Annotated in this window: 11 protein-coding genes and 1 pseudogene; 5 read left to right on the top strand and 7 right to left on the bottom strand. The window is 56.2% G+C overall.

Features of this window, described 5'->3' with window-relative positions; genetic code table 11:
* From ACIQ20_RS14035 to ACIQ20_RS14045, 3 genes are all read left to right on the top strand, one after another.
* On the top strand, window positions 1-362 hold a 362-nt coding region (locus ACIQ20_RS14035), incomplete at its 5' end, for a c-type cytochrome (RefSeq protein ID WP_395781337.1).
* A gap of 121 nt (window positions 363-483) precedes the next feature.
* On the top strand, window positions 484-1,230 hold the full coding sequence (locus ACIQ20_RS14040; RefSeq protein WP_395781339.1) for an electron transfer flavoprotein subunit beta/FixA family protein: 747 nt from the start codon (window positions 484-486) through the stop codon (window positions 1,228-1,230).
* Window positions 1,230-2,174 (top strand): electron transfer flavoprotein subunit alpha/FixB family protein, encoded by a 945-nt coding sequence (locus tag ACIQ20_RS14045; protein WP_395781341.1) that lies wholly within the window; start codon window positions 1,230-1,232, stop codon window positions 2,172-2,174. The genes ACIQ20_RS14040 and ACIQ20_RS14045 overlap by 1 nt, the downstream gene beginning before the upstream one ends.
* A 104-nt stretch (window positions 2,175-2,278) precedes the next feature.
* Here the strand turns inward: ACIQ20_RS14045 and ACIQ20_RS14050 are convergent, their stop codons facing one another.
* Window positions 2,279-3,226, bottom strand: a complete 948-nt coding sequence (locus ACIQ20_RS14050; RefSeq protein WP_395781343.1) for a glycosyltransferase family 2 protein — start codon at window positions 3,224-3,226, stop codon at window positions 2,279-2,281.
* A 180-nt stretch (window positions 3,227-3,406) separates the two neighbouring features.
* On the opposite strand from ACIQ20_RS14050, the gene ACIQ20_RS14055 reads away from it, so the two are divergent.
* On the top strand, window positions 3,407-5,149 hold the full coding sequence (locus ACIQ20_RS14055) for an ArnT family glycosyltransferase (RefSeq protein ID WP_395781345.1): 1,743 nt from the start codon (window positions 3,407-3,409) through the stop codon (window positions 5,147-5,149).
* On the opposite strand, the gene ACIQ20_RS14060 is transcribed toward ACIQ20_RS14055, so the two are convergent.
* The 6 genes and pseudogenes from ACIQ20_RS14060 to ACIQ20_RS14085 all read right to left on the bottom strand — a co-directional run bounded on the left by ACIQ20_RS14060 (window position 5,115) and on the right by ACIQ20_RS14085 (window position 11,257).
* A complete protein-coding gene (locus ACIQ20_RS14060; protein ID WP_395781347.1) occupies window positions 5,115-5,945 on the bottom strand; it encodes a helix-turn-helix domain-containing protein in 831 nt (276 codons plus the stop codon). The genes ACIQ20_RS14055 and ACIQ20_RS14060 overlap by 35 nt on opposite strands.
* Window positions 5,946-6,077: 132 nt before the next feature.
* Complete coding sequence (locus tag ACIQ20_RS14065) at window positions 6,078-6,941, bottom strand: glycosyltransferase family 2 protein (protein ID WP_395781349.1); 864 nt, start codon at window positions 6,939-6,941, stop codon at window positions 6,078-6,080.
* A complete protein-coding gene (locus ACIQ20_RS14070; RefSeq protein ID WP_395781351.1) occupies window positions 6,931-8,208 on the bottom strand; it encodes an O-antigen ligase family protein in 1,278 nt (425 codons plus the stop codon). Before ACIQ20_RS14070 ends, ACIQ20_RS14065 begins: the two co-directional genes overlap by 11 nt.
* Window positions 8,205-10,181, bottom strand: a complete 1,977-nt coding sequence (gene thrS / locus ACIQ20_RS14075) for a threonine--tRNA ligase (protein WP_395781353.1) — start codon at window positions 10,179-10,181, stop codon at window positions 8,205-8,207. The genes ACIQ20_RS14070 and thrS overlap by 4 nt, the downstream gene beginning before the upstream one ends.
* A 159-nt stretch (window positions 10,182-10,340) precedes the next feature.
* A pseudogene (gene yidD / locus ACIQ20_RS14080) lies at window positions 10,341-10,574 on the bottom strand (membrane protein insertion efficiency factor YidD); the annotation flags it as partial.
* Window positions 10,575-10,807: 233 nt separating this feature from the next.
* Window positions 10,808-11,257 (bottom strand): iron-sulfur cluster assembly scaffold protein, encoded by a 450-nt coding sequence (locus tag ACIQ20_RS14085; protein ID WP_395781355.1) that lies wholly within the window; start codon window positions 11,255-11,257, stop codon window positions 10,808-10,810.
* A 202-nt stretch (window positions 11,258-11,459) separates the two neighbouring features.
* On the opposite strand from ACIQ20_RS14085, the gene ACIQ20_RS14090 reads away from it, so the two are divergent.
* Window positions 11,460-11,704: phage integrase N-terminal SAM-like domain-containing protein (locus ACIQ20_RS14090; protein ID WP_395781357.1), on the top strand; the 245-nt coding region annotated here is incomplete at its 3' end.

Here is an 11,704-nt window from a genome sequence, read left to right on the forward strand (position 1 = left end):
CAGGATTCGCTAATTATTCAGAGGCGATGAAAGCCTATGGTAAGGCGTGGGACTATGACGGCCTTTATAACTTCTTGAAGGCACCAAAAGCCTATATCAAGGGCACCGGGATGTCCTACGCCGGCATGGGAAAGGCGTCTGACCGTGTGGCCTTGGTTGCTTATTTGCACTCCTTGTCGCCATCACCTGCACCACTGCCTGCGCCGGACCCAACGCGTGATCCTGCTCAAGCTGCTGCCGCCGCTGCTGCGCCTGCAGACGCTGCCACCCCGGCGGCCGAGGGTGCTGCTGCTCCTGCTGACGCTGCCGCGCCCGCCGCTGAGCCAGCCGCTGCTCCGGCTCCTGAAGCCGCTCCAAAATAAATCTGGTCGGTTCCCTAAACCGACCCATGTTTAAATCTGATTCAAACGAAAATTGGAAAATGGGGCAAGTTAGGCTAACTTGCCCCTTTATAACCAAAAGCTCACTCAGTGGAGACGCCCCATGAAAGTCCTCGTACCCGTTAAGCGGGTCATTGATTATAACGTGAAGGTCCGCGTAAAGCCCGATCAAACCGGGGTGGACTTGGCAAACGTCAAAATGTCGATGAACCCTTTCTGCGAAATCGCCGTTGAAGAGGCCGTTCGCCTGAAAGAAAAGGGCGTCGTGACCGAGATTGTGGCGGTGTCGATTGGCCCCCAACAAGCGCAAGAAACCATCCGGACAGCTTTGGCCATGGGTGCCGATCGCGGCATCTTGATCCAAACCGATGACGACCTAGAGCCTTTGGCCGTGGCGAAGTTGCTCAAAGCTGTTGTCGGCGAAGAAGCACCAGAATTGGTCTTGATGGGCAAGCAAGCCATTGATGGCGACAATAATGCGACCGGCCAAATGATGGCAGCGCTATTGGGCTGGCCACAGGCGACTTTTGCTTCGAAAGTTGAAATCGCCGACGGCAAAGCAAGTGTCACCCGCGAAATCGATGGTGGTTTGCAGACACTGGAAGTGGCTTTGCCTGCGATCGTGACCGCCGATTTGCGCTTGAACGAGCCACGCTATGCCTCGTTGCCAAACATTATGAAAGCCAAGAAGAAGCCAATCGACGTAAAGTCGACGGCCGATTATGGCGTCGATGTTGCGCCACGTCTCAAAGTATTGAAAGTGACCGAACCACCCAAGCGCGCGGGCGGCATTAAAGTTGAAAGCGCAGAGCAATTGGTCGGCAAACTCAAAGAAGCAGGGGTCCTCTAATGGCAGTTCTCGTTGTTGCAGAGCACGATAATGCGTCGGTGAAGGACGCAACCAACAAAACGGTTACCGCCGCTTTGGCCTTGTCGTCGGATGTCGACGTGCTGGTCGCGGGCCTTAGTGCCGGCGCCGCCGCTGCGGCAGCTGCCGGTATCGCGGGCGTTCGCAAAGTCCTCCACGCCGAAGGCGCAGCTTTTGAGCAGAATGTGGCTGAAGCAGTGGAAGGTCTCATTGTGCCGTTGATGGCCAGTTATGACGCTGTTCTGTTTGCGGCCACCGCAACCGGCAAGAATGCGGCTCCCCGTATTGCTGCCGCTTTGGACGTTTCACCAATCTCGGAAATCCAAGAAGTCGTCAATGCGTCCACTTTTGTGCGTCCAATCTATGCGGGTAACGCACTGGAGACGATTGAAACCTCTGACGCCAAGAAGGTAATCACGGTTCGCACTACCGCCTTTGCCGCTGCCGGTGCTGGTGGTTCTGCGGCTGTTGAAACCGTCACAGCAGGCGCACCTTCAGCCACTGTGGTGTTCAAGGGTGCTGAGATCGTCAAGTCTGATCGTCCAGAACTGGCAGGGGCCAAGCGCGTTGTGTCGGGTGGCCGTGCCATGGGTTCAGCGGACGAGTTCCACAATGTGATCGAGCCTTTGGCCGATAAATTGGGTGCAGCGGTTGGTGCATCACGTGCGGCTGTGGACGCAGGCTACGCGCCGAATGACTATCAGGTCGGCCAAACTGGCAAGGTTGTCGCGCCAGAGCTTTATGTCGCTGTCGGAATTTCCGGTGCTATCCAACATTTGGCTGGCATGAAGGATTCCAAGGTCATCGTCGCCATCAATAAGGATGCCGACGCGCCAATCTTCGCGATTGCCGATTATGGCTTGGTTGCTGACTATAAGTCAGCCGTGCCAGAACTGATGGGTGAATTGGCCAAAGCCGGTCTCTAATCGAAAGCCAGTCTTTGATCGAAAAATGGGCCCTCGGGCACAGGACTGAAAAACGAACGCTTCCCTGCTCTGCTGGGAAGCGTTTTTGTTTTGGGCCTTGACACCTAAACTTGAAAGCGCCGGTCTTGCGCAGCCAGATAGGCGAAGCGCTTCACCTCGCGGCGACCACGCGTCACAGTATCGAGGACTAGGCCTGAGAATACCGAAATCACTGCTGTAATCATCAAAGCGCTGGCCAAAATGGCGGTCGGGAAACGCGATACGAGGCCCGTCGCCAAGAACTCCATCACCACAGGAATGCCAAGGCCTAAGGCTATGATCGCGAGTATAGCGCCCAAAACACTAAAGACCGCCAGGGGGCGTTCTTCCCGCACGAACAAGCCGATGATGGAAACGATGCGTATGCCATCGCGAATGGTGTTCAGCTTGGAGATCGACCCTTCGGGTCGTTCGGCATAGGGGGTTGGTTGTTCCTTAATGGTCATGCGCAGTTCAAGGGCGTGAACCATCAGCTCTGTCTCAATCTCAAACCCACTCGAATGGGCCGGGAAAGACTTCACAAATCGGCGAGAAAAAATCTTATAGCCCGACAGCATGTCGGTGGTCATTTGGCCAAACACGGCACTGACCAAACCGGTCAACAGGCGATTGCCAAAGCGATGGCCAGGCCGATAGGCCTTCACCGCGGTGTCAACACGGGCACCATTAACCAGATCGGCATGGGTGGAGGTCATCAGATCAATCAGTTTCGGGGCCGAAGGCGCGTGATAGGTGGCATCGCCATCAATCATCACGTAGATATCGGCCTCAATGTCGGCAAACATCCGGCGAACAACTTCACCTTTGCCGGGGCGATCTTCGCGACGCACAATCGCACCGGCGTCAACCGCGCGCTCAAATGTGTCGTCGGTTGAGCGATTATCATAGACATAGATTTTCGCGTTAGGGAGCGCTTGAGCAAAGTCCTTAACGACGGTCGCGACGGTCGCGCCCTCATTATAGCACGGCACCAGCACCGCAATCGACAGATCGTGTTTATCTAAGTCTGACATCAGAACCTCTACGCCACTTTGCCATAGGGTGGGTTGGCCCAATTACGAAGCGGGATTCGCACCAATCGCCTAGGGTCCGATGCGATCACACACGAATTGCCACAGTCTGACGGAGTAGCTAGAGGGAGGTGGCAAGATTTGCGGCGATGGCCACATCGCGGCTCGATTGAGGAATACGGCGTGTCTGAACAAGTCCAAGATGTCACAGCTCAAAAGACGCAGCGCACTGGCTTAAACCTTCTCGACTTTTTCTGCCAAGGTTGGCGGCCCCATGTTGTGATCCTTTTGGTCTTGCTTGCTTGCGCCCTACCAGGCTTTGTGGCGCTTCAGCCTTTGGACCGCGATGAAAGCCGCTTTGTGCAAGCGACCACTCAAATGTTCGAAACGGGCGATTTCGTCCGCATCAGCTTTCAAGACGAGCCCCGTAACAAAAAGCCCATTGGCATTCACTGGCTTCAGGCGGCAACTGCAGGCCCCCTCAATGGCCCAGAGACCCGCACCATTCAGGCATTTAGGATTCCATCTCTATTGGGTGCTGGCTTAGCGGCTTGGTGCGTGTTTCAGATCGGGGCCTTGCTTTATAGCCGTCGCGTTGGCTTATTGGCCGGCCTAGCCATTGCCTGCGGGCTCTTATTATCCACCGAGGCCGGCATTGCGAAAACCGATGCGGCACTGGCTGGCTTTACCGCCTTGGCTTATCTGGGGCTGGCAAAGCTGCGCGCATCGCCTTCAGATAAGGCAAGAGATTGGGCACCTTGGGCCTTGTGGATTGGCCTTGGCATGGCGGCTTTGATCAAAGGCCCCATCGGACCGCTGTTGGTCATCCTGTCAGGCTTGATGCTACTGGCATGGGAACGCGACTTTGCGTGGGTGAGGCGCGCCTTGCATTGGCCGTCCATGCTGTTGGCAGCGGCGATTGTTTTGCCGTGGTACATCGCAATCTGGCAAGCGACCAATGGCCAGTTCTTCTTCGATGCTGTTGGCCAGGACCTTGCACCCAAGCTTGCGGGACAGTCTGAGAACAAGAGCGTGCCGGCCGGTGCCCATCTTTTGCTGTCACCGGTCATCTTTTGGCCAGGCAGCATCCTGATCCCGCTTGCACTTTGGACGGCATGGCGCGAGCGTAAAGATCCACGGGTACGCTTTCTGCTTGCTTGGCTGGTGCCTGGCTGGTTGATGTTTGAAGCTGCTCCAGCGAAGCTCGCCCATTATACGCTGCCGGTACACGGCGCTGTCTTGCTCTTAGGAGCGATTGGCCTTCTCAGTGCAGGTTGGCAGAAGGCGTGGCTGCGCTGGACAAGTGTGGTCATTTTAGGCTTCGGCAGTTTGATCATGACGGCGCTACCCCTTGTCCTCGCGCAGGACATTGCAGCGGGTGCGCAGAGCAAGGCGATGCAAGCCAGTGCAGCGATTGGCCTTGTCGGGATAGTCGCCCTTGTGCTGGTGATACGCCAATCACGCTGGGCAGCCGGGGCCTTGATTGGAAGCGCTATCGTCGCCAGCCTTGCAATCAAAGGCCTGTTCGTGCCGTCGATCCCGCAACTGGATTTAAGTAAGCGCGTTTCTGCCGCCTTGGTCCAAGAGGGGCTGCACCCCCGCTTGTCGCCCGGAAGGCCGGGTCCCTTAATTGGGGCGGGCTATCAAGAGCCCAGCCTGATCTTCCTGACACGAAGTGATTCAGCCCTTTCCAGCGTGACAGCCGCGGTTGCTGCGGCAAAGCCCGGCGTAGGCCTTGTAGTCAATGCAGACCCAAAATTTGAGGCGCCGCTGATCGACGCCTTGGCACAAAAGGGCTTAAGCGTCGCATGGCGCGGCAGCCCGCTGGCGGGTCTCAACTACTCAAAGGGCGACGAGGTCACCCTTAAGATTGGTGAGGTCGTGGCTGCCCCTAAACGTACTCAGGCGAGCGGCCCCCAGCGCTAGACCGTGGAGTGTGCGCCGCAGGTGGCGCAAATTCCAGATAGGCTTGGCGAATGTCGGACGCTAAATGCAGCAATTTGGGCAAAAGCTCACCAATCGCGCGCTCATCGCTCAAGGCCGAGCGAATAAAGCGCACAGTTACCGCTGCGAGAACCTCCGGTCCATCGCCTGCAGAAGGCCTCAAGACTGGAACTGCGATGTTAATCTCGCCGCCAATGGGTTTCGCATCAAAGGCAAAGCCGCGTGTGCGAATGTCTTCCAATTGCCCCTTGAGTGACGTGTGCCCCTGGCGGTGGAGGCCAATTTCCTCCAGCAAATTGCGCTTATGCGAGGTCTCAAACGCTTGCACAACTTGCCCAGCACCTGATTCAAACAGGTCCAAATGGGCACCACTGGTTAGGCGATTGAGTGCAAGCGGGCTGGTTCGATCCGTTGCAGCCCGCAAAATCAAGTCAGAGCCTGTCAGGGTCCAAATCCCAACTGGCCAGAGGATCTGCTTACCCAGGGCGGCAATGAGGGGCCAAGCCCCTTCCCGGATCCAAGCTTCGTTTTGTGCACCCTCGGCGAGATTGGTTACTGCCAAGGTGGGACGATACCGATCATCCATTTCATCGCGAATCACAAAGCCGCCCTGACACAGGGTTTCTAGAATGCGATAAGCGGTTGTTCGAGGGACGCGGGCACGCTCTGCCACTTCAGTGACGGTCATGCCGTCTTGACCGTTTAGCGCGCGAAGCGCCTCTAAACCGCGTAATAAGGCTCGTATTGGGCGCACTGGCTCTGAATGGTCGTCTATCATTAGGTAACCCCTTATCTCCGGGTGCGCACTCGATCCCCCATAGAAAAGAATGTGACTAATTTTATTGACACAATCATGCGTCCAAATTTTTGGAATATCAAGCGGTATCGCGCAGGCCACTGCGCTAATTGGCTATTTGGAGATGATAACTCGCAGGAGAATCGCGAGAGCCAGCACGGGAGCGACTAAGATGACGCTGATATGCCCAAAGGGAGGGCGAGCAAATTTCCAAAAATAATACAAAAAGCTTTGTAATTTTGCTGTTTCCACGCGCCATGACGCCGCTTGACTGGTGCCGCCTATGTGTGTGGCGCGCGCGCTTGGATCAAATATGACTTTGCCGCCGCCCAAGCCATAACGATGACAGAGATCAATATCCTCAACATGGAGAAAATAGGCTTCGTCAAACCCGCCAAGCTGCCAAAATGCATCGGCACGGGTTACCATCAAAGCGCCTGAAACAACTGGGGTTTCTATCGGGCTCGTGGGCAAGGGCTCACGGTTGCGGTTAAAGTCCCGCCAGATTCCAGCCTGCTCCCCTGGGCGGCCCGCGCCTGAAAAACTGACGCAAGCAGACCACACGGACAATTTGCCACGTCGGGCACCGCGTTGTTCAAGACCTTGCGGGTCACAAATGCAACCGCCAACGAGGACCGGACGTGGTGCGTCGGTGAGCAAGGCCATTTGAGCCAAAGCATCAGGCTCAACCACGCAGTCCGGATTCACAAATGCCAGGATGGGGCTGGTCGCGTGCTTTGCGCCAAGATTGCACGCACGGCCAAAACCTATATTGCCATGCCCGGTTATGAGCTTCAAACGCGGCTCGGCCTCTGCCCAAGCGCTCAATTCTGTTACGACCCCGTCGGGATTGCCGTTATCAACGAGGATGATCTCAACACAAGACGGACTCTCCAAGAGGTTTGCCAGACACAAGCGAAGAATATCCCCGGTATAATAGGACACCACAATGGCGCTGATATGTGCCTCACCCCTCACGGCGCGCTCGCAAGGCACTGGCCCAACGGCGCGGATTGCGCAACATGAACGAGAAGGCGATCAACGCGGCAAGACTGGTCCACACCCATTCCCGCCACGCAGAATGGCTAAAACCCCAATTGAGGAAAAGGAAGGTCAGTCCGCCTACCAAAGCGGCCGTAGCGACGCGATAGCGCCCGAACACGCGAATGGCGACACCCCCTGCCATGATCAATGTTACAGATGCCAAAAGCGCCCCAATCCCACCGGTCTCCAGCCAGATATGTAAGGGCGCGGCATGGGGGTGTAATTGAATGATTGGCCACTCGAATCCACCATAGATGATCGGCGTATCAAAAGTGCTACCAGCCCCTAGGCCCCAGCCTGTCAACGGCTTTTGCGCGATATAATTAGACGCCGTCTCCCACATTTGGGCACGCCGACCATAGGATAAGGGCATCGTATCGCCGGGCAAGAGCTGAAAAGCGACCTGCGCGATTGCGGGGTAAATCAAAGGTGCCGCTGCAATCAGTGTCGCCGCACCACCGCTGACCAATCCCAAGGCGAGCCGTGGAAAGCTCAAAGCAAACAAGGCAGCGATGGTGCCTAGAGCAAGTCCAGCAGCGTTGATGTCGGTCCCAAATTGAAGGGACGTAAAGATCGCCATGGCAACCAAGAGAAAGCGGATGCGGGCATCAGACATTTGCTGATAAAGACAAGCATAAGCCACCCAACAGAGGGTGAGCGTCGCAGACGCAGCGCGGCCCATATCCCCCGCAATCTCAAGAGGCTCTTTATCTGGAGAAGCGAACCTATTCATCGCATAGTGATTTATGGCTTCACTTACCAAAATGCCCAAAGACACAAATACACCTGCAATAATGGCGCGTTGTGCCAAGAGCCGATCTTCACCTTGGCACCTATAAACCGCCCAAATGCCGATGGGTGCCAGCACGCAGACCGCAGCGAGACGTCGTACCGTTTCTGCGGCCAATTCGGGCGCTGGTGACCAAATGGCGGTTAACAACACCCACATCGCAAACAAGAACAGGCACAGCCAAGTTTCGCCATGCTTCTTCATGGCACGAACAAAGGCCCTATCAAGGGGCTTGCCCTCTGCCCTTAAACCGTAAATCAACCCCCAAAGACCGGCTATGCCCAAGCTCATCGCGAGGCCTGAAACACCTGTCCCAGCAAAAAAGCCAAAACCAATGCCAAAGGCCCCAGCGATTTTCGCGCTGGGGTTCATCGGTCTGGTTTGCTTTAGGCTTGGTTGGCTAACACTCAAGCAATTGTCTCTTTCAGATCAGGGGCCAAACTCTCTGCCGTCAGGATCGCAACCGCCTCGTCCAACGTCATGATTTCTTGCGCCTGGCTACCAAAGCGACGCAGGGCGACCTTACCCTCTTCGGCTTCACGTCGTCCCACCACCGCCATGACAGGCACTTTGGCGAGGGAATGCTCCCTCACTTTGTAATTGATCTTCTCATTGCGCAAATCGGTTTCAACGCGAATACCCGCCCGCTTGAAACGCGCGGCTACTTCGTGACCATAATCATCGGCCTCAGACGTGATGGTCGCAACTACCGCTTGAACTGGGGCCAACCAAGTCGGCAAAGCGCCGGAGTAGTTTTCGATCATAATGCCGATAAAACGCTCAAACGTGCCAAAAACAGCGCGGTGCAACATCACAGGGCGATGCTTTAAGCCGTCTTCGCCGGTGTAAACCGCATCCAGCCGTTCGGGCAGAACATAGTCCAGCTGGAACGTGCCGCACTGCCACGTGCGGCCGATGGCGTCGGTTAGATGGAATTCCAGCTTCGGACCATAGAAAGCTCCATCACCTTCGGCGATCACGAAATCGACACCGACGCTGGTCAAAGCATCGGCCAAGGCTTTTTCGGCCTTATCCCACGTCTCGTCCGTGCCAGCCCGCTTTTCTGGCCTCGTCGCCAAGCGGTAATGGATGTTGGTGAGCCCACAGGCGGTATAGGCGCGATTGAACAGGTTCAGGAAGCGCTTGGTCTCCTCACCTATTTGATCTTCGCGGCAGAAGATGTGCGCATCGTCCTGGGTCATCTGGCGAACCCGCATCAAGCCGTGCAGGGCGCCATTGGCTTCATTGCGGTGACAACAGCCAAATTCAGCCATCCGGATCGGCAGATCGCGATAGCTGCGCTGGTCGGACTTGAAAATCTGGATATGCGCTGGGCAATTCATAGGCTTGAGGGCCAACAAATCTGCTTCGCCCGAGAAGATTGGCGCGCCTTCTTCAACTGATGGGGCTTCATCGGGCACCACGAACATATTCTCGCGGAATTTCTCCCAATGGCCCGATTGCTCCCAGAATTTTGACGCCAAAAGCTGCGGCGTCTTCACTTCAACATAACCATCGGCGTCGAGCTGGCGACGGATAAAGGCCTCCAGCGTGCGCCAGATCATATAGCCCTTGGGATGCCAGAAGACCGAGCCTTGCGCCTCTTCTTGGAAGTGGAACAGATCAAGAGCCTTACCAATCTTGCGGTGGTCGCGCTTTTCAGCTTCTTCCAAGCGCATCAAATGGTCGGCCAATTGCTTATCATCGGCCCAGGCGGTGCCATAAATCCGCTGCAGCTGCGGGTTCTTGGGGTCGCCTCGCCAATAAGCGCCAGCCAGCTTCATCAGCTTAAAGGCTTTGCCCAACCGACCCGTCGACGGCAAATGCGGCCCGCGGCACAAATCCTTCCAGCTATCGCCTTGGCGGTAAACCGTGATGACTTCGCCCGGCGGGATGATGTCGTCGATGATATTGGCCTTAAACGTCTCCCCGATCGCATTGAAATGCGCGATCGCGGCATCGCGGTCCATTTCCTCGCGGACGATGGGAAGATCGGCATCGACAATCTCGCGCATGCGCTTTTCAATGGCCTCAAAGTCATCGGTTGAGAATTTTTCTTCGCGGTAGAAGTCGTAATAGAAGCCATCTTCAACCGTTGGCCCAATCGTCACCTGCGTGCCGGGAAACAGTTCTTGCACGGCTTGGGCCAGTATGTGGGCCGTATCGTGTCGCAGAACCTCGAGGCCATCGGCGCTATCGCGCGTGACCAGTTCAAACTTCCCGCCGTGATCCAGCGGGCGGCCTAAGTCCCACCATTGACCATCGACCTTTGCGGCGACGACTTTCTTGGCGAGGGATTTGGAAATGCCTTCGGCAATCGCCAAAGGCGTAACCTGCGGCTCATAGTGGCGGACGGCACCATCGGGGAATTCTAAGTTGATCATTTTGTTTACTGCCAGAGTGGAATTTCAAAGAGAAGCTTGCGTAGGCGTGCTTTGACCGTTCAACCAGCCATCTGCCCCATTCGGTTCGGCAAGACGTGCACCTAATTTCCAATCACCATAGCGCCAGGGCGTAAAGGCGGGGACCTCCTCGCAGGTCAGGGGTGCAGGATCATAGCCGGACCCGCCACCTGGGCGACACCGGCAGACCCGAGCGAACCCCATCCAAGATCCTCGCCAAGCCCCAAACTGACGAACACAGTCTGCGGCATAATCGGAACAACTTGGCAAATAGCGACATTGTTGGCCGATCAGCGGCGACAAGGTGACCTTGTAAATGCGCTGCGCGGCCAGAAGCACCCGTGCCGGTGCAGAAAGGGTCGTTGGTGTTGCCATGATTTTGTCAGCTGCGTCGTCAATCTGATTGGAAGCCAGATCCGCTACATCCAGTGCCAAACCTAAGAGAAGAGAAGTCTATGTCGAACAGTCAGGCAGGGTGAAATCTTGCCGCAGCGAAGCGCCCTGCCGCGCCTCGCCGGCTTTAGTCAGTAGTCAAATGGGCAACCAGAAAGGCAAACATCATGAGCGCCTATACCCTGACATGGGGTGGCTTGTCACCACCCCTTCAGTCAGATTTCGCCCCTGGCCTCCTGCTTGGCCGATGCGCGCTCACTGGCTTCAACTGCGGCATCGAATGCCAAAAGCGCAGAGGTATGGCGCGGCGGATAATCCTTAACGGCTTCCAGATAACGTAACTCCCAGAAACGCCCGCTGGGGGCGGGCCCCTCCCCTTTCAACATCGCCTTAAACGCATCGCGTGCTGCGCGGAGTTCATCAGCGGTGGCACCCAGAATATGGCGCATCAAAATGCTAGCGCTCGCTTGCCCCAAAGCACAAGCTTTCGGCTCAATCCCCGCGGCGATAACCTGACCATCCTGCAGACAAACATCCACTTCGATCTCTGACCCACAAAGCCGAGAGACCCGATGCGACCGCCCATCAGGGTTTTGCAGCAAACCGACATGGGGAATGTCAGCTGCAAGTTCGAGAACGCGCGAAGAATAAAGGTCTTGGCTCATGGCCCTAACATAGGGATTTGTTGGGGCGTTGGAAGGGCGAGGGTGCGCCGTCTGCTTTGCGCCGAAGAACGAACCCGCTCCGCGGGAGGTTTGTGCGTGATGGTCTGGGGGCATGGATTTGGGTTGATTGCGATTTTGATTGAAGAGGTGGGTTTGGGCTCTGACGATGGTGGCTCCTTTAGCAAGTTAGGAGCGACCAGCCATGACCAGAGCCTTTTTACCGACCCCAGCCACATCTTTGCGCCAACGCATGATCGAAGACATGACCCTGCGGGGGTTCCAAGATAAGACCCAGCGGGGCTATATTCGCATTGTCAGCACCTTTGCAGAGTTTCTGGGTAGGTCACCAGAGACGGCGACCCCAGAAGACGTGCGAGCCTATCAGATCCATTTATCGCAGAAGGGTGTGCCAACGGCGGCAACCAACGCCCGGATTGCAGCTTTGCG

This window comes from Aquidulcibacter sp., from assembly GCF_044346625.1.
Taxonomy (GTDB): domain Bacteria; phylum Pseudomonadota; class Alphaproteobacteria; order Caulobacterales; family Aquidulcibacteraceae; genus Aquidulcibacter.